Annotated in this window: 18 protein-coding genes and 3 rRNA genes; 5 read left to right on the top strand and 16 right to left on the bottom strand. The window is 63.9% G+C overall.

Annotation, left to right across the window (positions count from 1 at the left end; all coding sequences use genetic code 11):
* Nucleotides 1–9 precede the first annotated feature (9 nt).
* Nucleotides 10–1,902 (bottom strand): AMP-binding protein, encoded by a 1,893-nt coding sequence (locus C3B78_RS07255; RefSeq protein WP_104997468.1) that lies wholly within the window; start codon nt 1,900–1,902, stop codon nt 10–12.
* A gap of 176 nt (nt 1,903–2,078) precedes the next feature.
* On the opposite strand from C3B78_RS07255, the gene C3B78_RS07250 reads away from it, so the two are divergent.
* The 4 genes from C3B78_RS07250 to C3B78_RS07235 all read left to right on the top strand — a co-directional run bounded on the left by C3B78_RS07250 (nt 2,079) and on the right by C3B78_RS07235 (nt 6,369).
* Complete coding sequence (locus C3B78_RS07250) at nt 2,079–2,738, top strand: GntR family transcriptional regulator (protein ID WP_104997467.1); 660 nt, start codon at nt 2,079–2,081, stop codon at nt 2,736–2,738.
* The gene (locus C3B78_RS07245; RefSeq protein ID WP_104997466.1) at nt 2,731–4,251 is read left to right on the top strand and encodes an MmgE/PrpD family protein; all 1,521 of its coding nucleotides are present in this window, start codon (nt 2,731–2,733) and stop codon (nt 4,249–4,251) included. Before C3B78_RS07250 ends, C3B78_RS07245 begins: the two co-directional genes overlap by 8 nt.
* Nucleotides 4,251–5,156 (top strand): methylisocitrate lyase, encoded by a 906-nt coding sequence (gene prpB / locus C3B78_RS07240; protein ID WP_104997465.1) that lies wholly within the window; start codon nt 4,251–4,253, stop codon nt 5,154–5,156. The genes C3B78_RS07245 and prpB overlap by 1 nt, the downstream gene beginning before the upstream one ends.
* Nucleotides 5,157–5,217: 61 nt before the next feature.
* Nucleotides 5,218–6,369, top strand: a complete 1,152-nt coding sequence (locus C3B78_RS07235) for a bifunctional 2-methylcitrate synthase/citrate synthase (protein WP_104997464.1) — start codon at nt 5,218–5,220, stop codon at nt 6,367–6,369.
* A 72-nt stretch (nt 6,370–6,441) separates the two neighbouring features.
* On the opposite strand, the gene C3B78_RS07230 is transcribed toward C3B78_RS07235, so the two are convergent.
* The 10 genes from C3B78_RS07230 to C3B78_RS19995 all read right to left on the bottom strand — a co-directional run bounded on the left by C3B78_RS07230 (nt 6,442) and on the right by C3B78_RS19995 (nt 16,283).
* The gene (locus C3B78_RS07230; protein ID WP_104997463.1) at nt 6,442–6,924 is read right to left on the bottom strand and encodes an 8-oxo-dGTP diphosphatase; all 483 of its coding nucleotides are present in this window, start codon (nt 6,922–6,924) and stop codon (nt 6,442–6,444) included.
* Nucleotides 6,925–6,926: 2 nt separating this feature from the next.
* Nucleotides 6,927–7,949: a site-specific tyrosine recombinase XerD gene (gene xerD, locus C3B78_RS07225; RefSeq protein ID WP_104997462.1), complete on the bottom strand. Its 1,023-nt coding sequence runs from the start codon at nt 7,947–7,949 to the stop codon at nt 6,927–6,929.
* A complete protein-coding gene (locus C3B78_RS07220; RefSeq protein ID WP_104997461.1) occupies nt 7,949–8,611 on the bottom strand; it encodes an NUDIX domain-containing protein in 663 nt (220 codons plus the stop codon). Before C3B78_RS07220 ends, xerD begins: the two co-directional genes overlap by 1 nt.
* Nucleotides 8,612–8,635: 24 nt before the next feature.
* Nucleotides 8,636–10,396, bottom strand: coding sequence for a CTP synthase (locus C3B78_RS07215; protein ID WP_104999687.1), 1,761 nt, complete (start codon nt 10,394–10,396; stop codon nt 8,636–8,638).
* A gap of 114 nt (nt 10,397–10,510) precedes the next feature.
* Nucleotides 10,511–12,250, bottom strand: coding sequence for a DNA repair protein RecN (gene recN, locus C3B78_RS07210; protein WP_104997460.1), 1,740 nt, complete (start codon nt 12,248–12,250; stop codon nt 10,511–10,513).
* 4 nt (nt 12,251–12,254) lie between these two features.
* Complete coding sequence (locus C3B78_RS07205; RefSeq protein ID WP_104997459.1) at nt 12,255–13,280, bottom strand: NAD kinase; 1,026 nt, start codon at nt 13,278–13,280, stop codon at nt 12,255–12,257.
* A gap of 13 nt (nt 13,281–13,293) precedes the next feature.
* A complete protein-coding gene (locus C3B78_RS07200; RefSeq protein ID WP_104997458.1) occupies nt 13,294–14,109 on the bottom strand; it encodes a TlyA family RNA methyltransferase in 816 nt (271 codons plus the stop codon).
* Complete coding sequence (locus C3B78_RS07195; RefSeq protein ID WP_104997457.1) at nt 14,109–14,360, bottom strand: hypothetical protein; 252 nt, start codon at nt 14,358–14,360, stop codon at nt 14,109–14,111. Before C3B78_RS07195 ends, C3B78_RS07200 begins: the two co-directional genes overlap by 1 nt.
* A 9-nt stretch (nt 14,361–14,369) precedes the next feature.
* Nucleotides 14,370–15,359 (bottom strand): HAD-IIA family hydrolase, encoded by a 990-nt coding sequence (locus C3B78_RS07190; RefSeq protein WP_104997456.1) that lies wholly within the window; start codon nt 15,357–15,359, stop codon nt 14,370–14,372.
* 3 nt (nt 15,360–15,362) lie between these two features.
* On the bottom strand, nt 15,363–16,283 hold the full coding sequence (locus C3B78_RS19995) for a hypothetical protein (protein WP_234005547.1): 921 nt from the start codon (nt 16,281–16,283) through the stop codon (nt 15,363–15,365).
* Between the two features lie 36 nt (nt 16,284–16,319).
* Between C3B78_RS19995 and C3B78_RS19990 the strand changes: the two genes are divergently transcribed.
* Nucleotides 16,320–17,159: a hypothetical protein gene (locus C3B78_RS19990; protein WP_234005546.1), complete on the top strand. Its 840-nt coding sequence runs from the start codon at nt 16,320–16,322 to the stop codon at nt 17,157–17,159.
* 510 nt (nt 17,160–17,669) lie between these two features.
* On the opposite strand, the gene rrf is transcribed toward C3B78_RS19990, so the two are convergent.
* From rrf to tyrS, 5 genes are all read right to left on the bottom strand, one after another.
* A 5S ribosomal RNA gene (rrf, locus tag C3B78_RS07180) occupies nt 17,670–17,786 on the bottom strand.
* Nucleotides 17,787–18,016: 230 nt separating this feature from the next.
* Nucleotides 18,017–21,142 (bottom strand): 23S ribosomal RNA (locus tag C3B78_RS07175).
* A 495-nt stretch (nt 21,143–21,637) separates the two neighbouring features.
* Nucleotides 21,638–23,160, bottom strand: a 16S ribosomal RNA gene (locus C3B78_RS07170).
* Together the 16S, 23S and 5S rRNA genes form the textbook arrangement of a ribosomal RNA operon.
* Nucleotides 23,161–23,363: 203 nt before the next feature.
* Nucleotides 23,364–23,600: a hypothetical protein gene (locus tag C3B78_RS19640; protein ID WP_158677198.1), complete on the bottom strand. Its 237-nt coding sequence runs from the start codon at nt 23,598–23,600 to the stop codon at nt 23,364–23,366.
* Between the two features lie 73 nt (nt 23,601–23,673).
* Nucleotides 23,674–24,987, bottom strand: coding sequence for a tyrosine--tRNA ligase (tyrS, locus tag C3B78_RS07165; protein ID WP_104997454.1), 1,314 nt, complete (start codon nt 24,985–24,987; stop codon nt 23,674–23,676).
* Between the last annotated feature and the right edge of the window lie 4 nt (nt 24,988–24,991).

The raw sequence follows: 24,991 nt of genomic DNA, 5'->3' as shown, positions 1-24,991 counted from the left end.
ACCCGGGCCTCACCCCGGCGTGGGGCGGAGGGTCCCGATGAGCTGGTCTATCACCCCGGCGTCCTCGATGGTGGACGGCACCGTGTACTCCTCGCCGTCGGCTATCTGGCGCATGGTCTTGCGGAGGATCTTTCCTGACCGGGTCTTGGGCAGGGCCTCCACCACGGTGACGTGCTTGAAGTCGGCGACGGCCCCGATGTCCCGGCGCACCAGCGCCACCAGGTCCTTTTCCAGGACGTCCTGCGAGACCTCCACCCCGGACTTCAGCACAACGTAGCCGCTGGGGCGCTGGCCCTTCAGCGGATCCGCGAGGCCGATCACCGCGCACTCGGCCACGGCCGGGTGCTGGCCAATGACCTGTTCCATGGCACCGGTGGAGAGCCTGTGTCCCGCCACGTTGATGATGTCGTCGGTGCGCCCCATGACGAACACGTAGCCGTCTTCGTCCCGGTAGCCCGAGTCACCGGTGGCATAACAGCCGTCGAAAGCCCGCAGGTAGGAGGAGACATAGCGTTCGTCGTCGCCCCAAAGCGTTGCCAGCGTCCCGGGCGGCAGCGGCAGGCCCAGCACGATGTTGCCTTCGCTTCCGGGCCCCACCTCCTCCCCGAAGCCGTCCACGATGCGAAGTTTGAACCCCGGCATGGGAACACTGGGCGAACCCGGTTTGATCGGCAGCTCTTCCAGCCCGCGGGGATTGGCACAGATGGCCCAGCCCGTCTCCGTTTGCCACCAGTGGTCCACCACGGGGACACGCACCGTCCGCGAGGCCCAGTGGAACGTGTCCGTGTCCAGCCGTTCCCCTGCCGTGAAGAGGGTGCGCAGGCTGGAAATGTCGTAGGCGCCCAGCAGGGCTGCATCCGGGTCCGCCTTCCGGATGGCCCGCAGTGCCGTGGGCGCCGTGAACAGGACGTTGACGCCGTGGTCCCGGACCACCCGCCAAAAGGCGCCGGCATCCGGGGTTCCGACCGGTTTCCCCTCATAGAGGACTGTTGTGGCGCCGGCCAGCAGCGGGCCGTAGACGATATAGGAGTGCCCCACCACCCAGCCGACATCCGAGGCGGTCCACATAACGTCTCCCGGACCGATGCCGTAGACGTTCTCGAGCGTCCAACTGAGGGCGACCGCGTGTCCGCCGTTGTCCCGGACCACGCCCTTGGGCGTCCCGGTGGTACCGGAGGTGTACAGGATGTACAGCGGATCCGTAGCAGCGACGTCCACCGGCCCGGCCGGTTGGGCGGCGGCCATTTCGGAATCCCAGTCCAGCCAGCCGTGCTCCGCTGCCGTGGCGGTGAAACCCTCCCGTGCCGTGACGATAACGGGGAGATCCGGCACGCCGGCCAGGGTGAGGGCATCCGCGACGGCGGGGAGGTATTCAATGCGGCGTGACGGCTCGATTCCGCCCGAGGCAGTGACCACCACGGCAGGGGCGGCATCCCGAATGCGGGATGCAAGCTCCTTTGGGGCGAATCCGCCAAACACCACTGAATGCACTGCCCCGAGCCGGGCCGTGGCAAGCATGGCGATGGCGGCCTCGGGGATCATTGGCATGTAGATCACCACGCGGTCGCCCTTGCCCACGCCGCTGTTGCGAAGGACCCCGGCAAAGCGCGCCACAAGGCCGGTGAGTTCCGCATAGCTGAACCGGCGCTGGCTGCCGAGCATGGCCGAATCGAAGATCAGGGCATCCTGGTCCCCCCGGCCGGCCTCCACATGGCGGTCCAGGGCGTTGTAGGAGGTATTCAGGACGCCGTCGGGAAACCAGCCGTACAGCGGAGCCCTACTGGAGTCCAGGGCGCGCCGGGGCTGCGTTGACCAGGATATCCTTGCGGCCGCGCTGAGCCAGAACTCCCCTGGCTCCCTGAGGCTGTGGTCGTAAGTGTCCCGATAGCTGTTGGTGACCATGAAAGCGCATATCCCGTCCACGACATTGTGATGACGCCATGCTAGCCGGGCCGTTGAACGGAAACAATAGCAATGTATACAGGCAGCGAGATTTTTTGCAGTTGTTGCCGCTTCGGGCTGGTTTTTTCCCACGCTTTGTATACACTGAAGAGGTCAAACCACCGAAGGAGGCAAGGATGCGCGCCAGCGACAGGGCCTATGAAGCGCTGCGCGATGACATCACCGAATGGCGCCTCCTACCGGGCACGGTACTGGCGGAGGTGGAGCAGTCGGAACGCCTGGGTGTCTCGCGCACTCCCTTGCGGGAGGCGCTGAGCCGGCTCACGGCGGAAGGGCTGACGACGACGGCGGGCAGCCGCGGCGTCGTCGTCACCGACGTCTCACTGGACGACATCGACGAACTCTTCGAGCTGCGCGAAACCCTGGAGTGCAAAGCCGCGGCGCTCGCCGCCGAACGCGGCGACTCTGCCGTGTTCCTGCAGTTGCAGAAGGAATTCCTTGAGGCACCCGCCCTCATCGATGGCAGCGATCCGGGCCGGCACGCGTATTACGACCTCGCGGGGCGCCTCGACGCGGCCATCGATGCTGCTGCTTCCAACTCCTACCTGGCCCAGGCCATGCGCGGCCTGCGCGTGCACCTTGTCCGGGTCCGCAGGCTCGCCGCCGACGATGCGCCACGGCTCACTTCCGCTGCCGCCGAGCACGCAGCAATCGCCGAGGCCATAGCCGCCGGCAATCCCCGGCTGGCCGAGGCAGCCACCACCCTCCACCTGCACAGAAGCCTTTCACACGTCAAAAACACGCACAGGCCCCACGACAAGGAGCATCATGGTTAAGGAACACCACGTCCGCGTATACAAGAGCGAGGAAAACCTGCCCCGCGAGGAGCAGCTCGCCTACAAGATCGCCAAGGTAGCCACCGATCCGGTGGCAGTTACCGACGAGGTGACAGACATGGTGATCAACCGGGTGATCGACAACGCCTCGGTGGCCATCGCGTCCTTGAACCGTGCTCCGATCGTGGCGGCCCGGGCCCAGGCGCTGGCGCATGGCCCCAGCACCGGCGGGAAGGGCGCCAAGGTCTTCGGTATCGGCGAGCGCGTCTCTCCCGAGTGGGCGGCGTGGGCCAACGGGGTGGCGGTGCGCGAACTGGATTACCACGACACCTTCCTGGCTGCCGACTATTCACACCCCGGAGATAACATTCCCCCGATCCTTGCCGTTGCCCAGCACACCGGGGCCAGCGGACACGACCTCGTGAGGGGCATCGCCACCGGGTACGAGATCCAGGTGAACCTGGTCAAGGCCATCTGCCTGCACAAGCACAAGATCGACCACGTGGCGCACTTGGGCCCGTCGGCTGCGGCGGGCATCGGTACCCTGCTGCGGCTCGACGTCGAAACCATCTTCCAGTCCGTGGGCCAGGCCCTGCACACCACCACGGCCACGCGGCAGTCGCGGAAGGGTGAGATCTCCACCTGGAAGGCGCACGCACCGGCGTTCGCCGGCAAGATGGCAGTGGAGGCCGCGGACCGTGCCATGCGCGGTCAGACCTCGCCGGTACCCATCTACGAGGGCGAGGACGGGGTGATCGCCTGGATGCTTGACGGCCCGGACGCTTCCTACCTGGTCCCGCTGCCGGAAGCCGGGGAGGCCAAGCGCGCCATCCTGGACACGTACACCAAGGAACATTCCGCCGAGTACCAGGCCCAGGCCTGGATCGACCTCGCGCGGAAGCTGAACCGTGAGCACCCCGAGGCCACCGACCCCGCGAACGTGAAGTCCGTGCTGATCAAGACGAGCCACCACACGCACTATGTGATCGGCTCCGGCGCGAACGATCCGCAGAAATACTCCCCCACCGCCTCGAGGGAAACCCTGGACCACTCCATCCCGTACATCTTCACAGTGGCGCTGCAGGATGGCGCGTGGCACCACGTGGACTCCTATGCCCCCGAACGCGCCGCACGCCCGGACACGGTGGACCTGTGGCAGAAAGTGTGCACCGAGGAAGATCCCGAGTGGACGCGGCGCTACCATTCCCTGGACATTGCCGAAAAGGCCTTCGGCGGTTCCGTGGAGATCACCCTCGCGGACGGCACAGTTATCACGGACGAGATCGCGGTGGCCGATGCCCACCCGCTCGGTGCCCGGCCCTTCGGCCGGGAGCAGTACGTCAACAAGTTCCGCACCCTCGCCGCCGGGCTAGTGGAGGAACCGGAAATCGAAAGGTTCCTGGCCGCCGTCGAACGCCTCCCGGAACTCGCCGCCGGCGAACTGGACCAACTGAACATCACTGCCGCGCCGGGGGTTATCGACCTGGGCGCCGCACCCAAGGGCCTTTTCTGATGCTGTACTCCAAGACCACTCCGGAGCAGAAGCGGGTCCGGTTCCGGGAACTCCTGGCCTCCGGGACCATCCAGCAGTTCCCGGGCGCCTTCAACCCGCTTTCGGCACGGCTGATCGAGGAAAAGGGCTTCGCCGGGGTCTACATCTCCGGCGCCGTGCTGGCCAACGATCTCGGCCTGCCGGACATCGGCCTGACCACCCTCACCGAAGTCGCCACCCGCGCCGGACAGATCGCCCGCATGACGGACCTGCCCGCGATCGTGGATGCGGACACCGGCTTCGGTGAACCCATGAACGTGGCCCGCACCGTCCAGGAAATCGAGAATGCCGGCCTGGCCGGGCTGCACATCGAGGACCAGTTCAACCCCAAGCGCTGCGGCCACCTGGACGGCAAGAACGTGGTGGACCTGGAGACTGCCACGAAACGCATCCGGGCAGCCGCGGATGCGCGACGGGACCCGAACTTCCTGATCATGGCCCGTACCGACATCCGCGCCACGGATGGGCTCGCAGCGGCCCAGGACCGCGCCCGGGCTCTCGTGGATGCCGGTGCGGACGCCATTTTCCCCGAAGCGATGGCCACCCTGGACGAGTTCCAGGCCATCCGCGACGCCGTGGACGTGCCAATCCTGGCAAACATGACGGAGTTCGGAAAGAGCGAACTCTTCACCGTGGACCAGCTCGCCGGGGTGGGCGTGAACATGGTGATCTATCCGGTGACCCTGCTCCGTAGTGCCATGGGCGCTGCTGAGCGTACGCTGGACTCGATCAAGGCTGAGGGAACACAGGAGGCACAGGTGGGCAGCATGCTGACCCGTGCGCGGCTGTACGACCTCGTTGACTACGAGGCCTACAACCGCTTCGACACCGGGGTCTTCAATTTCCAGGTCCCCGGGAAGCACTAAAAACCACCACCGCCGGCCGCGGCCGGCATCCGAAAGGCGACAGGAACAAGGGAGTTTCAGCATGGCTGAACAGGACATCAAAAAAGGTCTCGCCGGCGTCGTAGTGGATTACACATCCGTCTCGAAGGTCAACCCGGACACCAACTCACTGCTGTACCGCGGCTACCCGGTCCAGGAGCTCGCCTCCCGGTGCAGCTTCGAGGAAGTTGCGTACCTCCTCTGGAACGGGGAACTGCCCAGCCAAGACCAGCTAGCTGAATTCACCGCGCGGGAGCGGGCCGGGCGCGCCCTGGACCCGGTGGTCAAGCAGGTAGTCGATACCCTGCCCACCAGCTCGCATCCCATGGATGTCTGCCGGACAGCCGCGTCGGTGATGGGGGCGAGGCATCCGCTAGCGGAAGACTCGTCGCGGGAGGCCAACATGGCCAAAGCGGTGGACCTCTTCGCCGCCATGCCGGCCGTGGTGGCGTACGACCAGCGCCGCAGGCACGCCGCGGGCCAGCGCATCGACCCAGTGGAGCCCCGCGACGACCTTGGCTACTCGGCCAACTTCCTCTGGATGGCGTTTGGCGAGGAGCAGGTACCGGAGGTGGTGGAGGCCTTCAACGTTTCCATGATCCTGTACGCCGAGCACAGCTTCAACGCCTCGACGTTCACAGCTCGGGTCATCACGTCCACCCTCTCGGACCTGCACTCGGCGGTCACCGGAGCCATCGGTGCGCTGAAGGGACCACTGCACGGCGGAGCCAACGAGGCCGTCATGCACACCTTCGACGAGATCGGGATCCGGCCCGAGGAGTCCCTTGAGGAGGCAGCAGCCCGGGCCAAGGCGTGGATGGAGAATGCGCTGGCCCAGAAGAAGAAAGTGATGGGCTTCGGCCACCGCGTGTACAAGCACGGCGACTCCAGGGTGCCCACCATGAAGGCTGCGCTGGACAAGATGATCGCCCACTACGGGCGGCCCGAGATCCTGGGCCTTTACCAGGGGCTTGAAACCGCCATGGACGAAGCCAAGGCCATCAAGCCCAACCTCGACTACCCGGCAGGGCCCACCTACCACCTGATGGGCTTCGACACCGCAACGTTCACTCCCCTGTTCGTTGCCAGCCGCATCACGGGCTGGACGGCGCACATCATGGAGCAGCTGGACTCCAACTCGCTGATCCGGCCGCTGAGCGAGTACAACGGCCCCGAGGAGCGGCACCTGCCGTAGGCGCTGCTGCGGAAACAACGACGACGGCGGGAGGGCGCTGCGGTGCCCGGCCCGCCGTCGGCGTCTAACGGCTTAAGGCAGCAGGCTTTCCGACGATGCGACGGCCTCGTTGTCGTTGTCCATGGTCACCACGATATTGACCCTGCCGCCCTCCAGCACCACCGGCAGCCAGTGGTCCGCATCCTGCCACATCCGGTCAACGGGCAGCGCGGCGGTATCGAACCAGGCGGGAGCGATCTCGATGCTTTCGATGGGTTCGCCTTCCCAGCAAACGGCGGTGAACAGGCGCGTGTCCATGTCCCACTCCGGCTTGGCAGGGAACACGAACCGTACGACGCCCGCATCCCTAAGGTCCTCAAGCCGGAGCCCGACGTCGGTTTCCTCCCGCACCTCGCGGATCACCGCTTCCGCGGCGGTCTCCCCCGCTTCGACGTGCCCGCCGATGCCGACAATCTTTCCGCAACCGAAGCCGGTTTTCTTTAGTCCCAGCAGCACTTGGGGGACGCCGTCCACTTCGCGGAGCAGGAAACACAGGGCCACTGCAGCGGCAGCCACGCTCAGCCCAGTGCCCGGGGATGCGCGGCAGCATAAATCTCCCGCAGGGTATCGGCAGTGACAAGGGTATACACCTGGGTTGTGGTCACCGAGGCATGACCCAGGAGTTCCTGGACCACGCGGACGTCGGCGCCGCCTTCGAGCAGGTGGGTGGCGAAGGAGTGCCTGAGGGTGTGCGGGGAAACGTCCTTGGTGATGTTCGCCTTTTCGGCTGCTGCCTTGAGGATGGTCCAGGCACTCTGGCGGCTGATGCGGCCGCCGCGGGCATTCAGGAACAGTGCGGGTGTTCCTTTTCCCTTCGCCGCCAGCAGGGGACGTCCGCGCACCAGGTAGGCGTCCAACGCCCTGGCCCCGTACGAGCCGAGAGGTACCAGCCGTTCCTTGGACCCCTTGCCGAAGAGCCGAACGATGGCCGGGCCCGATCCGGCCTCCGCCAAGGAAATGTCGTCAACGTCCAGGCCCACGGCCTCACTGATCCGCGCCCCGGTGGAATACAGGAACTCAAGGAGGGCCCGGTCGCGCAGCCCTGTTGCCGTGTCCGTTCCCGCCGCCTCGAGGATCCTGGTCACCTCGTCCACGCTGATGGCCTTCGGCAGCCGTTTCCCGGGCATTGGCGGGTGGACCTCACTGGCGGGGTCGGAGGGGGTATGCCCCTCCAGGGCCCAGAACTTGTGGAGGCCGCGTACGGCAACCACGGTCCTGGCCGCGGACCGCACTCCCAGGGCCGTGCCGCCGTCGGAACCGTCAGACAGGGCCTGGACGAATCCGGTCACGTGGCGCCGGGTGACCTCCTCCGGGCGCCGGCAGCCTGCGGCGGAAAGGTAGCGGGAGTAGCGGGCAAGGTCCCGCCGGTAGGCAGCCAGGGTGTTGGCCGCGAGCCCGCGCTCCACACCCATGTGCTGGAGGTAGTCGGTGATGCCGCGGTCAACGGCGGTTGGCGGTGCAGGCGGTGGTGCGGAATCCTGGACCGGCGTTGCCGGGGCCGGACCGGCCGGGGCCAGCCCGGCGGAGGAAATGGGGACCATCAGCGCTGGCTGGGGTGGGCAGGCCACGGGGCATCCGCTGGACGGAGGCCTTCATACCCGCCGGCGCGGGCCGCGGCCGCCGCCAGGATTCCGACGACGGCGGACGGGTTGTGGAGCCTGCCGGCCAGCACCGACGCCACGGCGTCGTCCAGGTCGATCCAGTGGAACTCGATCTCCGCTTCCTCATCGGTCCGCTCGTGGCGTTCGTGGTGGGGTATGTCAGTGAGGTCCCGGGCAAGGTAGATCCTGATGGCCTCGCTGGAGGACCCCGGGGAGTTGAAGAAGTCGGCCAGGACGTTCCACGTTCCCGCGGCGAGGTCCGCTTCCTCGGCCAGTTCGCGGGCGGCTCCGACGACGAAGTCCTCCCCTTCGATGTCCAGCAGGCCGGCCGGGATTTCCCAGAGGTCCATGCCCACCGGGTGGCGGTATTGCCTGAGGAGGAGGATTTCGCCGTCGGCGTTCATGGGCAGGACGGCCACTGCCCCGGGGTGGTCAATGTAGTCGCGGGTCAGGGCCTCGCCGGTCTCCTGCAGCTGGAAGCTGTCGCTGACCACGTCCCAGATCCGGCCCTCGTACACCTTCTCGGTAGACAAAAGACGGCGCGGGCTCGGTGCATCCGAAACCTGCTGTGCAGCAGGGGGGTTTTCAGGTGTGCCGGGCATCGCGCCGTCCTTTTTCAGTTGGAACTACTTAGCGGCTACCGTACCGGAGTGCAGGGCGCCGGCATCCGCGATGGCGGCCGTGTCGGAGCCCTCCTGGTGCTTCAGGGCTGCCTTGACCAGGCCGGCGAACAGCGGGTGCGGCCGCGTGGGACGCGAGCTCAGCTCAGGATGCGCCTGGGTGGCCACGTAGTACGGGTGGACGTCCGCGGGCAGTTCAACGAACTCCACGAGCTTGCCGTCCGGGGACGTGCCGGAGAAGACCAGGCCTTCAGCTGCAATCTGGTCGCGGTACTTGTTGTTGACCTCGTAGCGGTGGCGGTGGCGTTCGCTGACGGTGGTCTTGCCGTAGGTTTCCGCGATGACGGATCCGGCGTCGAGCTTTGCTTCGTAGAGGCCCAGGCGCATGGTGCCGCCGAGGTCGCCGCGGCCTTCCACGAACTCCAGCTGCTCTTCCATGGTGGCAATGACCGGGTACTTGGAGTCCGGCTCGAACTCGCTGGACGAAGCGCCCTCCAGCCCCACCACGTTGCGGGCGTATTCGATGACCATGCACTGCAGGCCCAGGCAGAGTCCCAGGACCGGCAGTTTGGTTTCGCGGGCGAACTTCAGGGCGCCGAGTTTGCCTTCAAGCCCGCGGATGCCGAAGCCGCCGGGAACACAGATGGCGTCGACGCCGTCGAGCGCCTTGACGGCGCCCTCGCGGGTTTCGCATTCGTCCGAGGGGACCCAGCGGATCTTGACCTTGGTGTCGTTGGCGAAGCCGCCGGCTCGCAGGGCCTCGGTTACTGACAGGTAGGCGTCGGGCAGGTCGATGTACTTGCCCACCAGCGCGATTTCAACCTCGTGCTTGGGGTTGTGCACGGCTTCGAGCAGCTTGTCCCAGCTGGTCCAGTCCACGTCCTTGAAGGGCAGGTCCAGGGCGCGCACGATGTACGAGTCCAGGCCCTGCGTGTGGAGCGTCTTGGGGATGTCGTAGATGCTCGGGGCATCAGCAGCGTTGACCACGGCGTCAATGTCGACATCGCACATGCGGCCGATCTTTTCCCGCATCGCGTCCGGAACTTCGCGGTCCGAGCGGATAACGATCGCCTCAGGCTGGATACCGATGGACCGCAGTGCTGCGACGGAGTGCTGGGTGGGCTTGGTCTTCAGTTCCTGGGACGGCCCGATGTACGGGACCAGCGAGACGTGGAGGAAGAACACGTTGGTGCGGCCGATGTCCTGGCGTACCTGGCGGGCCGACTCGAGGAACGGCTGGGATTCGATATCGCCCACGGTGCCGCCGATTTCGGTGATGATGACGTCCGGGGCGTTCTTGCCCTCGGCCGGCAGGCGCATGCGGCGCTTGATCTCATCGGTGATGTGCGGGATGACCTGGACGGTGTCGCCGAGGTACTCGCCGCGGCGTTCCTTGGCGATGACCGTGGAGTACACCTGGCCCGTGGTCACGTTTGCCGAACCTTCCAGGTTTTCGTCCAGGAAGCGCTCATAGTGTCCGATGTCCAGGTCAGTTTCGGCACCGTCGTCAGTGACGAAGACTTCGCCGTGCTGGAAGGGGTTCATGGTGCCCGGATCGACGTTCAGGTACGGATCGAGCTTCTGCATAGTTACAGACAGGCCACGCGCCCGCAGCAGGTGGCCGAGGCTTGACGCCGTCAGTCCCTTACCGAGCGAGGACGCCACACCACCGGTTACGAAGATGTGTTTGGTCGTCTTGGACGAGCCCGGGAACCGGGAATTTACACGGGAATTTGATCGCTGCACCACGGAATTCGAGCCTATCATCATTTGAGCCTTCCACGGATCGCTGGGAGTACTTCCCAAATGACCAAGTCTGCCGGTCCGGCCGCCCCGGGAGCAAGGGGCGGCCGCTGGCCGGCACCCCGGCAAGGCCGGGTTTCAGGCCCGCTGCGGCAGGAGTTTGGCGTCGTCCAGCAGTTCCTGTGCGTGGGCCTGCGCCGACTCCGAATCCTCCTGGCCTGCCAGCATGCGCGCCAGTTCGCGGACCCGTTCGGAACCATCAAGGAGGCGGACATCACTTGAGGTGAACCCCGTGGCTGTTTTGCCGTCGGCTCCCCTGACTGAGGTTTTGGTGACCGTGATGTGCTGGTCCGCGAAGGCGGCCACCTGCGGAAGGTGCGTGACCACCAGCACCTGGACGTGGCGGGCCAGCATGGCCAGCCTGCGGCCGATCTCGACGGCGGCACGTCCGCCCACACCGGCGTCCACCTCGTCGAAGACGAACGTGGGGACGGGGTCCACGGCGGCCAGCACCACCTCAATGGCGAGCATGACGCGCGAGAGTTCACCGCCGGATGCGCCCTTGCCCAACGGCCGGGCGGGCGCACCGGAGTGCGGCTGCAGGAGGAAGCTGATCTCGTCGGCGCCATACGGTGTTAGCTGGCCGGCCGGGTCGATGGTGATGACCAGGGTGGCATCGGCCATCGCCAGCGCCTTCAGCTCCGCGCTGACCCGGGCCGAAAGGTCCTTGGCGGCCTTGGCCCTGGTCTTGCTGATTGCGGCGGCCTGCTTCTTCAGGTCCGCCTCAGCCTTCACAACCTCGGCGTCCAAGGCTTCGATCCGGGTGGAGTCGTCCTGCAGTTCGTCGTAACGGATGCGGGCGTTCTCCGCCCAGACGAGGACCTCGTCAATTGTCGGGGCGTACTTGCGGACCAGCTTGGCCAGGGCGGCCCGGCGGTCCTCTATTTCCGCGAGCCGTTCCGGCCCTTCCGTGTCCAGGCCGGCCTGGTAGCTGGCCAGCTCGGTGGCGATGTCGTTGAGCAGGAAGCCCACCTCGGCCAGCCGCGCAGCCGCTGAGCCGAGCTCGGCGTCGTGCTCTGCCACATGCTCCAGCGTCCGCTTGGCGGCGTCAACCAGTGTGGTGGCGTCACCGGCTTCGCCGAAGTCCTCGGCGATGAGCGCCTGGTGGGCGGTGCTCGCTGCGATGCGGAGCTCCTCCACGTTGGCCAGCTTTACGGCCTCGGCCTTGAGCAGCTCGTCCTCCCCCGGCTGCGGATCCACCTGGTCAATCTCCGCCAGGGCGGTCTCCAGGGACTCAGCTTCGCGCAGCCTGTCGCGGGCGGCGCTGCGGAGCGTGTCCAGCTCCGCCTGGCTGGACTTCCAGCGGTTGTACAGGTCCTGGTAGACGGCCAGCGGGCCGGACAGCGCCTCACCGGCGAACTTGTCCAGGGCGCCCCGCTGGGCGGCGGCTCCCTTAAGCCGGATCTGGTCCGACTGGCCATGGACCACCACGAGGGTCTCGCCGATCTCGGCGAGGACGCCCACCGGGGCGGCCCTGCCGCCCAGGAAAGCACGGCTGCGGCCGTCCGAGCCGAGGCGGCGGGCCAGGATCAGCTCCGCGCCGCCGTCGAACTCCTCCGCCTCGGCACCCGCCTCCAAAGCCCTGGCTATGGCGGGATGGCCGGCGTCGAGCTTGAGCACTGCCTCGGCGGTGGCACTCTTGGCACCGCTCCTCACCGCCCCGGCGTCGGAGCGGGCACCCAGCAGGAGCCCGACGGCGGTGACCACCATGGTCTTGCCCGCACCTGTCTCACCGGTCACCACGCTCAGGCCTGGCCCCAGCGGCAGCGTTGCGTCAGCAATGACGCCCAGATCGCGGATTCTCAGTTCTTCAAGCATGGCTTCACTTTGCGGTCGGCGGATCGGTTTCGACATCGGGCTGGCCCGCCTGCGGTACCTGGAGCGGGGGCATGGGGCGGGGCGTCCGAATGATGGGGATGGGGCCGGTGTGAACGGACTCAGCCTTGGGAGCCGGGCCCCGCCAGCCGTGAATGGGCAACTGGAACTTCCGGACCAAGCGGGCGGAAAACGGCGTCTGGTGCGTGCGCGCGAGCCGCACCGGAGTGGCGGACTTCGTGACCTCTACCCTGGCTCCCGGCGGCAGGTCCACTGACCGCCTGCCGTCACACCACAGGACGCCCAGGGCATCCGTACGGTTCAGGACTTCAACCGCCAACCGGGAGTGTGGCGAGACCACCAGGGGCTTGGCGAAGAGGGCATGGGCGCTGATGGGGACGATGACCAGGGCCTCCACCTCGGGCCAGACCACCGGGCCGCCGGCAGAAAAACCGTACGCTGTGGAACCCGTGGGCGTGGCCAGCACGATGCCGTCGCAGCCGAAGGACGTCAGGGGACGCTCATCCACCTCGGTGACCACCTCCAGCATGCGTTCACGGTTGGCCTTCTCGATGGCGGCCTCATTCAGCGCCCACGTGTGCCAGATCTTCTGGCCGCGCACCCACACCTGGACATCGATGGTCATGCGCTCTTCCACCGTGTACTCACGGCTGGCAATCCATTCCACCGTCTGGGCCAGGTCCGCCCGCTCACTTTCGGCGAGGAATCCCACATGGCCGAGGTTCACCCCAAGCAGCGGCACGTCCACCTCGCGGACAAGCTCTGCCGCGCGCAGGATGGTGCCGTCACCGCCGAGGACCATGACGAGTTCGACGTCCGGGAGCCGGACGTGGTCGTGGAGGATCTCCACGGGCTGGGCCAGGTGTCCGAAAAACCGCTCCATGTCCCCGAGTTCGGACTCCTGCATGACCGGCACGATGCCCGAGGCATGCAGCAGGGCACACGCCTCCCAGGCGGCCTTAAGTGAGTCCTCGCGGCCGGTATGGGCGAGGACCAGTACACGCCTGCTCATCAGGTTCCGCTCTCTAGTGGTTCGGCCAGATTCGTCCGAGCAAGGCAGCGGCCGCTGCCTCCCGCTCTTCGATCTTAGGCAAGTCTTGGCTCATCCTGCGTTTTATCCACAGGAAGTATTCAACGTTTCCGTCCTGGCCCGGCAGCGGACTCTGCGCAAGGCCCGTCAGGTCGAGCCCGGCGTCGAGCGCTGCCCTGGCAACCTTCTCCACCGCCAGGCGCCGTTCCCGCTCGGAGGTGACCACGCCGGTCCGTCCCAGCCGGTCCTTTCCGATTTCAAACTGCGGCTTCACCATCAGCACCAGGTCCCCGCCGGGCTCAGTGCAGAGGGCCAGCGGCTGCACCACCAGGGTGAGGGAAATGAAGGACAGGTCAGCCACGGTAAGCGCTGCAGGGCCGCCAATGTCCGCGGGGGACATGTAGCGGACGTTCAGTCCCTCGTGGACCTCCACGCGGGGATCCTCGCGGAGCTGGGGCACCAGCTGGCCATGCCCGACGTCGACCGCCACCACGTGCGCGGCTCCCCGCCTCAGCAGCACGTCCGTGAAGCCGCCGGTGGAGGCTCCGGCGTCAAGGCATCTTTTTCCCGCTGCCGAGACCTCGGGGAAGGCGTCAAGGGCGCCGGCCAGCTTGTGGCCCGCGCGGCTGGCGTAGGCGTCCTGTTCATCATGCTGAACGGCGAGGTCCCGGCCCTCATCGACATGGAGGGATGCCTTGGCGAGGACCTGTCCGGCGGAACTGACCTTGCCCTCGGCGATCAGGGCGGCCGCATGGGTGCGGGAGCGTGCAAGGCCGCGGGCCACCAACGCCTGGTCGAGGCGCAGCGGCATCAGGCGGCGCCGTCCGTCGGATCACTGCTTCCATGCCCGCTGTCGGCGGGTTCGCTGTTCAGTGCGGCAAGCAGTTCATCGTGAAGTTCGTTGTAAACGGTCTCGTGCTCCGCCACCGGGACCTGGGGCAAGGCTTCAAGCCGTGCCAGTGCGTGCGCCACTACCGGGTCCGTGACACCTGCTCCGTCGGTTCCGGGCCAGTCCGGGGAAGGCTGGGCTGCTGCGGGGCGGGGTTCGGTCAGCTCAGTCATTCCACCAGTCTAGTGATCCAGCCAGACGAGTTCAGGCGCCTGGGGTGCGGCGGCGTCCGGGGTGGCTGCCCACCAGGCTGCACACGCGGCCCGCCAGGAATCAAGGTTGTCCTGGCTGCCGATGATGCCCACCGCCCCGTTGGCCACGCGGGCCGTGGCCTCGCCGCAGGCGTAGGTGCCGTCGTCGTGCGTGACCTCCGGGTAGACCCGGTGCAGGTCCGCCAGGGAGCTGATGATGTAGTCCGGACGCTCGGCGGCGCGGGCGGCCAGGATGGTTTGCCGGGTGTCGACGCCGGTCAGGACCGCCACAGTGGCGAAGCCTGCGTTGTTTCCGCCCAGGATGTCCGTGTCCAGCCGGTCTCCCACCACCAGGGGCCGTTCCGCGCCAAGCCGCTTGGCGGCGGAGTGGAAGAGCGGCGCTTCGGGCTTGCCGGCCACACGCGGGGTCTGGCCCGTTGCGGCTGCGACAGCGTGCACCAGCGTGCCGTTCCCCGGGGCGATGCCGCGGGCCTGCGGTATGGACATGTCAGTGTTGGTGGCCACCCACAGGGCGCCTGCGTTGACGACGTAGGTGGCTTCGGCCAGGTCCTTCCACCCGATCTCGGGGTTGAATCCCTGGACCACCGCCACCGGGTCCTCGTCCTGGCCGTACACCGGTACGAGCCCCACGAGTTCGATCTCCGCGGCCAGCGCCGGGCTGCCGGTGATGAGGACCCTGGAGCCCGGAGCCAGCAGGGAGGCGAGAAGGTCTGCGGCGGCCTGGGAGGAACTGACCACCTGGTGGTCCTCGGCAGGCGCGCCGAGTTCCCGGAGGTGGGCAGCCACCTCCGCCGGGGACCGGGATGCGTTGTTGGTCACGTAGCCCAGCCCCACGCCGAGGCCGGAGAGCTGTTTTAGGGACTCAACCGCACCGGGAATGGCATGCGGTCCGGCATAGACCACGCCGTCCAGATCTGCCAGGAGGGCGTCGAACAGGGAAATCAGGGGAACGTCACTCATGCGTCAGTCTTCCCGCCGGTCCTGCTGGTCCCCGGCCTGGTATTCCACGCCGGGTTCGCCGTCGTGTCCGGCTTCGGCTCCGTCTGCGGCCTCGCCGGAGGTTTCCAGCTCGTCCGGCTCCACCGAGTCTTCGTCGGACTCGGCGTCGTCGGAGGCGAAGTAGTCACCCTCCTGGTCTTCGATGGCGGCGTCCTGCGGTTCAGCGGACTCCGCAGCGGAACCGGCTGCAGCTGCACCGGCGGCTGATGCGGCATCGGTTGAGGATGCGGCACTCGCGGCCGTTTCCGATGCCTGGGATGCGCGCTCCAGCAGGCGGCGGCGTTCGGCGTCCTCCCTGGCCTCTTCCTCTTCGTCCCAGCCAAGGTCAATAATGTCCGGTTCCTCGTCCACGCCCTGGCCCAGTGCGTTCTCGGCCACAACGGCCTGCTTCCGCCATTTCTCGGCTTCAGCGTCGCGGCCCACGCCGGCGAGGGCGTCGGCGTAGGCGCGGAAAAGCCGGGGGCTGTAGGAGAAGGCGCGGTTGATGTCCAGTTGCGGGATTTCCAGTTCGGCTACGGCAGCGTCCAGCTGTCCAAGGTCGGTCCGGGCACCGGCGGCAACGATGGCGAGTTCGGCTTTGCCGGGAGCGTCCAGGTCCTGGGCTTCCTCGGAACGGGCCACGTCCAGCGCACGGTCAGGGCGTCCCAACCCTCGTTCGCAGTCGGCCATGACCGGAAGGTGGACGTTGGAGCCGCTGATGCGTCGGTACGTGCGGAATTCGCGCAGCGCCTCGCCGTAGTGGCCGGCGGCGTACGCCGTCAGTCCGACGGCTTCGCGGACGGCAGCGAGCCTGCCACCGCGCCGGCTGGCAGCCAGGGCGTGCTGGAACGCGAGTTCCGGCTCTTCATCGATCAGCCGGCCGGCCATGACCAGGTGGCGGGCCACCCACTCCGCACTTTTTGCTTCGAGGGTCTTGATCTGGTGCTGGGTCGCGCGGTCCAGTTCCTTGCCAGTGACGTCCTCGTCGATTTCAGGGGAACGTTCCCGGTCCGGCCGGTTGGCGCTCCGGAGGTCCCGGGCGTTGGGCACGCGGACGGGACGGTCTTCCTGGCGGTCCCGCCCGAAGTTGCGGGGCCCGGCATCTTCCCGGCTGGAGCCGCGATCGAAACTACGGGGCGCGCGGTCCTGGCGGTCACCACGGCCGGCCCGGTCGCCACGATCGGTCCGTTCACCGAAAGGCTTCCGGTTCTCTCCCCCGCCAAAGCTACGACGCTCACCCTCGCCATCACGGCGCGGACGGTCACCAAAGGGCCGGTTCTCACGGTCGCCATAAGGCTTGCGGTCACGATCGCCAAACGGCTTCCGGTCACGATCGCCAGAAGGCTTACGCTCCCCGGCACCGAACGGCTTCCGCTCCCCGGCACCGAAACCACGACGCTCACCCTCGCCCTCACGGCGCGGACGGTCACCAAAGGCCCGGTTCTCACGGTCGCCATAAGGCTTGCGGTCACGGTCCCCAAACGGCTTACGCTCCCCGGCACCGAAAGGCTTACGCTCACCCTCGCCCTCACGGCGCGGACGGTCACCAAAAGGCTTCTTGTCACGGTCCCCAAACGGCTTACGCTCGCCAGCACCGAAAGGCTTCCGCTCCCCGGCACCGAATCCACGACGCTCACCCTCGCCATCACGGCGCGGACGGTCACCAAAAGGCTTCTTGTCACGGTCCCCAAACGGCTTACGCTCACCGCCGCCGGAGGCACGGCCGGAATCACTGTTGTCGCGGCTGCTGCGGGAACGGAATCCACGCGGGTCGCCGCCTGAACTGTTATTGCCGCGGAATGCCCCGCGGTCATTTCCGCCGCGGTTGCCGCCGTTATGCTCAGCCATGTGGATTCCTCCTGTTGTGAGCCGACCACTGGCGCAACTGCAGCCGCTCGTATCCGTGTTTCGTTTCCTACGCAACCCGAAATCAAGCGCTTCGAAGTCCGTACATCTTCTTCAATTCTAGTGGAGTCACCCAACCGGGCAGGACGGGAGAAGCCCAGACGCCGGCATCGTGGCAATATTCACACGCTCTCGCAGTTGATGTGGGTTTTCTGTGACGCTGTCGCAGTTGATGGGGAGTTTTTGGGGGTGCTCTCGCGGTTTGGTCCTGGTGGCCGACGGCGGGCGGGCCGGGTAAGTGCGAGAGGGTCCCGGCGGGAGGGGGCGTTAAGTGCGAGAGGGTCCCGGCGGGAGGGGCCGGGGGTGTGGTGTTGTCTGTTTGGTGTGGGGTGGGTGTTTAAATGCGGGAGGCCCCAACCTGGTGGTTGGGGCCTCGACCTAATGGTTGTCCGGCGGTGACCTACTCTCCCACACCCTCCCGGGTGCAGTACCATCGGCGCTGTGGGTCTTAGCTTCCGGGTTCGGAATGGGACCGGGCGTTTCCCCCACGCTATGACCGCCGTAACCTTGTTACCCGTCCGCCCGGGTGTGACCCGGGGGTGGGAAGTGTTGTGGTTACAACATGCTGTCCTGCCCGTGTAAGGGGCAGGGTGGTGTTGTTATTCAGTTGGTGTTCCCCGACAACGTTTGGTTTGTTGTTTGGGAACCACATAGTGGACGCAAGCAGTCTTGATTTTTCTTTTTACCAACCCTGGTGTGGAACCGCTTTTGAACCGGTTTCACGGGTGTGGTGTGTGGTGTAAGTTATCGGCCTATTAGTACCGGTCAGCTTCACGAGTCGTTAGTCCTCGCTTCCACATCCGGCCTATCAACCCAGTGGTCTGGCTGGGGGCCTCTCACACACGAGGTGTATGGAAATCTCATCTTGAAGCGAGCTTCCCGCTTAGATGCTTTCAGCGGTTATCCCATCCGAACGTAGCTAATCAGCGGTGCACTTGGCAGTACAACTGACACACCAGAGGTTCGTCCGTCCCGGTCCTCTCGTACTAAGGACAGCCCTTCTCAAATTTCCTGCGCGCGCAGCGGATAGGGACCGAACTGTCTCACGACGTTCTAAACCCAGCTCGCGTACCGCTTTAATGGGCGAACAGCCCAACCCTTGGGACCTACTCCAGCCCCAGGATGCGACGAGCCGACATCGAGGTGCCAAACCATGCCGTCGATATGGACTCTTGGGCAAGATCAGCCTGTTATCCCCGAGGTACCTTTTATCCGTTGAGCGACGGCCATTCCACAATGTACCGCCGGATCACTAGTCCCGACTTTCGTCCCTGCTCGAGATGTCTCTCTCACAGTCAAGCTCCCTTGTGCACTTACACTCGACACCTGATTGCCAACCAGGCTGAGGGAACCTTTGGGCGCCTCCGTTACTTTTTAGGAGGCAACCGCCCCAGTTAAACTACCCATCAGGCACTGTCCCTGACCCGGATTACGGGCCGAAGTTAGATGTCCAAAGTGACCAGAGTGGTATTTCAACGATGACTCCACCCGAACTGGCGTCCGGGCTTCAACGTCTCCCACCTATCCTACACAAGCCACTCCGAACACCAATACCAAACTATAGTAAAGGTCTCGGGGTCTTTCCGTCCTGCTGCGCGTAACGAGCATCTTTACTCGTACTGCAATTTCGCCGAGTTTATGGTTGAGACAGCGGGGAAGTCGTTACTCCATTCGTGCAGGTCGGAACTTACCCGACAAGGAATTTCGCTACCTTAGGATGGTTATAGTTACCACCGCCGTTTACTGGGGCTTAAATTCTCAGCTTCGCCTTGCGGCTAACCGGTCCTCTTAACCTTCCAGCACCGGGCAGGAGTCAGTCCGTATACATCGTCTTGCGACTTCGCACGGACCTGTGTTTTTAGTAAACAGTCGCTTCCCCCTGGTCTCTGCGGCCCCGATCCCCTCCCACCAGCAAGTGGTGTTCAAGGTTGGGGCCCCCCTTCTCCCGAAGTTACGGGGGCATTTTGCCGAGTTCCTTAACCATAATTCTCTCGATCGCCTTAGTATTCTCTACCTGATCACCTGTGTCGGTTTGGGGTACGGGCGGCTAAAACCTCGCGTCGATGCTTTTCTCGGCAGCATAGGATCACCGAATCCCCCCAAACGGGGGTCCCATCAGATCTCAGGCATCATGAACAGCGGATTTGCCTACCGTTCGCCCTACATCCTTAGACCGGGACAACCATCGCCCGGCTCGGCTACCTTCCTGCGTCACACCTGTTAATACGCTTGCCTCCCAGGATCAGGTCCTGCGCTCCACCAAAACCCTTCACCCACAAGGGGTGTCAGGCAGGTCTCGGGCAGTTAGTATCCCCTGTTCAGCATGGGCGGTTTTTCGCCGGTACGGGAATATCAACCCGTTGTCCATCGACTACGCCTGTCGGCCTCGCCTTAGGTCCCGACTTACCCAGGGCAGATTAGCTTGACCCTGGAACCCTTGATCATTCGGCGGACGGGTTTCTCACCCGTCTTTCGCTACTCATGCCTGCATTCTCACTCGTGTAGGCTCCACCGCTGGTTTACACCGCGACTTCACCGCCCACACGACGCTCCCCTACCCATCCAAACGCCTGAACCACAAGGGCTTAGCTAATATTTGAATGCCACAACTTCGGCGGTGTACTTGAGCCCCGCTACATTGTCGGCGCGGAATCACTTGACCAGTGAGCTATTACGCACTCTTTTAAGGATGGCTGCTTCTAAGCCAACCTCCTGGTTGTCTTCGCAACTCCACATCCTTTCCCACTTAGCACACGCTTAGGGGCCTTAGTTGGTGGTCTGGGCTGTTTCCCTCTCGACTATGAAGCTTATCCCCCACAGTCTCACTGCTGCGCTCTCACTTACCGGCATTCGGAGTTTGGCTGACGTCAGTAACCTTGTAGGGCCCATTAGCCATCCAGTAGCTCTACCTCCAGCAAGAAACACGCAACGCTGCACCTAAATGCATTTCGGGGAGAACCAGCTATCACGAAGTTTGATTGGCCTTTCACCCCTACCCACAGCTCATCCCCTCCATTTTCAACTGAAGTGGGTTCGGTCCTCCACGACGTCTTACCGTCGCTTCAACCTGGCCATGGGTAGATCACTTCGCTTCGGGTCTAGATCACGCCACTGCAACGCCCTATTCAGACTCGCTTTCGCTACGGCTGCCCCACACGGGTTAACCTCGCGACGTAACACTAACTCGCAGGCTCATTCTTCAAAAGGCACGCCGTCACAGCTACAAGGCTGCTCCGACGGATTGTAAGCACACGGTTTCAGGTACTGTTTCACTCCCCTCCCGGGGTACTTTTCACCTTTCCCTCACGGTACTGGTCCGCTATCGGTCATTAGGGAGTATTTAGGCTTATCAGGTGGTCCTGACAGATTCGCACGGGATTTCTCGGGCCCCGTACTACTTGGGATACTCTCACAGGCGGTACACAACATTACGGTTACGGGGCTAACACCCTCTCTGGCCGGCCTTTCAAAACCGTTCACCTATGCCTGCACATCACACCCCACCAGCCCGGCAGAACTGGTATGGAAAGTCCCACAACCCCGACCATGCAACGCCCGCCGGCTATCACACATGGAACGGTTTAGCCTGATCCGCGTTCGCTCGCCACTACTAACGGAATCACTATTGTTTTCTCTTCCTGCGGGTACTGAGATGTTTCACTTCCCCGCGTTCCCTCCACGCACCCTATGTGTTCAGATGCGGGTCACCGAGTCACTCGCGCGCTCGGCGGGGTTTCCCCATTCGGACACCCTGGGATCACAGTCCGGTTATCGACTCCCCCAGGCTTATCGCAGATTCCTACGTCCTTCTTCGGCTCCTAATGCCAAGGCATCCACCGTGTGCTCTTAAAAACTTGACCACAAAAGATCAAAAACGCTAATTTTCGAGAGAACCACGAAAACCACTGCACCATCCCGAAAGACAGCACAACAGATCCAGGTTCATATTCTTGGAAATTGCTTCTTATAAAAGATGCTCGCGTCCACTATGTAGTTCTCAAACAACAACCCCAAACCACACACCCCACACACACAACATGCATGACCGGTGCAGCCAGGAAACCAGAAACACACAAACCCGCAACCCCACCCCAAAAAAAGGGCAAGACCACGGCCCTGTTGCCTCAGGACCCAACAGTGTGCCAAACACTAAACCACCCGCACCCACCAGCACCCTTCCAGGAACCCCCGCAAAGAGGAACCGTACTAAGCACCGGAAAGAACCGGCAGCCGCTATTCGTTGATATTCCACCCTTGAGCACCCGCCGCAGAACTAGCGTCTGCGCAACGGGCTGTACTCCTGACAAACCCCCGCACCGCATACACGGCACGAACAATCTGTAGGTGCTCCTTAGAAAGGAGGTGATCCAGCCGCACCTTCCGGTACGGCTACCTTGTTACGACTTAGTCCCAATCGCCAGTCCCACCTTCGACAGCTCCCTCCCACAAGGGGTTAGGCCACCGGCTTCGGGTGTTACCAACTTTCGTGACTTGACGGGCGGTGTGTACAAGGCCCGGGAACGTATTCACCGCAGCGTTGCTGATCTGCGATTACTAGCGACTCCGACTTCATGGGGTCGAGTTGCAGACCCCAATCCGAACTGAGACCGGCTTTTTGGGATTAGCTCCACCTCACAGTATCGCAACCCTTTGTACCGGCCATTGTAGCATGCGTGAAGCCCAAGACATAAGGGGCATGATGATTTGACGTCGTCCCCACCTTCCTCCGAGTTGACCCCGGCAGTCTCCTATGAGTCCCCACCATCACGTGCTGGCAACATAGAACGAGGGTTGCGCTCGTTGCGGGACTTAACCCAACATCTCACGACACGAGCTGACGACAACCATGCACCACCTGTAAACCGACCGCAAGCGGGGCACCTGTCTCCAGGCGTTTCCGGTTCATGTCAAGCCTTGGTAAGGTTCTTCGCGTTGCATCGAATTAATCCGCATGCTCCGCCGCTTGTGCGGGCCCCCGTCAATTCCTTTGAGTTTTAGCCTTGCGGCCGTACTCCCCAGGCGGGGCACTTAATGCGTTAGCTACGGCGCGGAAAACGTGGAATGTCCCCCACACCTAGTGCCCAACGTTTACGGCATGGACTACCAGGGTATCTAATCCTGTTCGCTCCCCATGCTTTCGCTCCTCAGCGTCAGTTAATGCCCAGAGACCTGCCTTCGCCATCGGTGTTCCTCCTGATATCTGCGCATTTCACCGCTACACCAGGAATTCCAGTCTCCCCTACATCACTCTAGTCTGCCCGTACCCACCGCAGATCCGGAGTTGAGCCCCGGACTTTCACGGCAGACGCGACAAACCGCCTACGAGCTCTTTACGCCCAATAATTCCGGATAACGCTTGCGCCCTACGTATTACCGCGGCTGCTGGCACGTAGTTAGCCGGCGCTTCTTCTGCAGGTACCGTCACTTTCGCTTCTTCCCTACTGAAAGAGGTTTACAACCCGAAGGCCGTCATCCCTCACGCGGCGTCGCTGCATCAGGCTTGCGCCCATTGTGCAATATTCCCCACTGCTGCCTCCCGTAGGAGTCTGGGCCGTGTCTCAGTCCCAGTGTGGCCGGTCACCCTCTCAGGCCGGCTACCCGTCGTCGCCTTGGTAAGCCATTACCTCACCAACAAGCTGATAGGCCGCGAGTCCATCCAAAACCACAAAAAGCTTTCCACCCCCCACCATGCGATGAGGAGTCATATCCGGTATTAGACCCAGTTTCCCAGGCTTATCCCAGAGTTAAGGGCAGGTTACTCACGTGTTACTCACCCGTTCGCCACTAATCCCCCAGCAAGCTGGGATCATCGTTCGACTTGCATGTGTTAAGCACGCCGCCAGCGTTCATCCTGAGCCAGGATCAAACTCTCCGTTGAAGTAAAACAGACACAACCCCAAGCCCCGGGAAAACGGAACAAAAAGGCTGCACAAAATTTGAAACCAGCTGTAAAAACCAGACCACCCACAGGGGCGGACAGCCCGGTCAATTCAACCAATCACTAAAACAATTGGTATCAACAAACTTGGCACACTATTGAGTTCTCAAACAACAGACACATTCGAATATTCCCGGAACAATTCAATTCAATGAATTTCTATTCCGTATTTCTTCGCTGCGATGTTTCAATCTTATTTCATTCATTTTCACTTTGCAAATCCGGTTGTTTTCCCGGAATTCACTCTGCGGAATGAATCCGCCCATCAGAAAGTGAAGCATTTCTTCCTTCAGCGCTTCTGCGCATCGTGAAGCTGCTTCACTTTTCGGTGGGGGTTGGTCGCTATTTTTCCGCTTCAGCGGCGGCGACTCAGAAAACATTACACGCTCCCCCGCGGCCGTGCAAATCGGCTGCGGAGGAGCGTGCAGGGGGCCTTCGCGGGCTGTAACAGGACTAGGGAACCAGGACTTCCACGGTGGCGAGGTTCTTCTTTCCGCGGCGCAGGAGCAGGTACTGCCCATGCAGAAGTTCGGACTCCGAAATCACGGCTTCGGGATCCGACACCTTCTCGTTGTTGACGTAGGCCCCGCCTTCGCCAACCGTGCGCCTGGCCGCCGACTTGCTTTCGGAAAGGCCGGAGGCCACCAAGAGGTCCACGATTCCCAGCGCATCCACCTGGACTGTCGCGGAAGGAAGCTCTGACGTCGCCGCCTGGAGGGTGGCCTTGTCGAGGGCAGTGAGGTCGCCGTTCCCGAAAAGTGCGGCGGAGGCCGCGATGACCTTCTCAGTGGCTTCCACTCCATGCACGAGGGATGTCACTTCATAGGCAAGTTTCCGCTGGCCCTCCCGGGCGAACGGACGCTCAGCCACAGCCACGGCGATTTCTTCAATCTCGGCCCGGCTAAGGAAGGTGAAAACCTTCAGCCGGTTCACGACGTCGGCATCCGCTGTGTTGACCCAGAACTGGTAGAAGGCGTAGGGGCTGCACATGCCGGCGTCCAGCCAGATGGCGTTGCCCTCGCTCTTGCCGAACTTGGTGCCGTCGGCGTTGGTGATCAATGGGGTGCCAAGTGCGTGGACGCTCTTGCCCTCCACCTTGCGGATCAGTTCCGTGCCACTGGTGAGGTTGCCCCACTGGTCCGAGCCGCCGGTCTGCAGTACGCAGCCATAATCCCGGTAAAGCTGGAGGTAGTCCATCCCCTGCAGGATCTGGTAGCTGAACTCGGTGTAGCTGATGCCCTCATCCGAGCTCAGCCGGGACGCAACGGCGTCCTTGCGCAGCATGGTTCCCACACGGAAGTGCTTTCCCACGTCACGCAGGAAGTCAATGGCGCTCAGCGGCGCCGTCCAGTCCAGGTTGTTGACCATCCGGGCTGCGTTGTCACCCTCGAAGCTAAGGAACCGGCGGACCTGCGCCTGGAGGTAGCCCACCCACTCAGCGACGGTGTCCTTGGTGTTCAGGGTGCGCTCTGCTGTCGGGCGGGGATCGCCGATCATGCCGGTGGAACCGCCCACGAGCCCGAGGGGCTTGTGGCCGGCCAACTGCAGCCGCCGCATGAGCAGGAGCTGGACGAGGTTGCCCAGGTGCAGGCTCGGCGCGGTGGGATCGAAGCCGCAATAGTACGTCACAGGTCCGTCGGCGAGCAGTTTTTCGAGTTCTGCTTCATCGGTGGAGACGTGGACCAGGCCACGCCATTTCAGCTCCTGCCAGACATTGGCAAAAGTGGTGTCGTTCTGCTGCGATTCGAGGCTGTTGAGTTCTGGCACGCCT

The organism is Arthrobacter sp. PGP41 (assembly GCF_002953935.1).
Taxonomy (GTDB): Bacteria; Actinomycetota; Actinomycetes; order Actinomycetales; family Micrococcaceae; genus Arthrobacter.
Note: the sequence above shows the minus strand (reverse complement) of the source record. Positions and strands in the feature narration are given on the sequence as shown.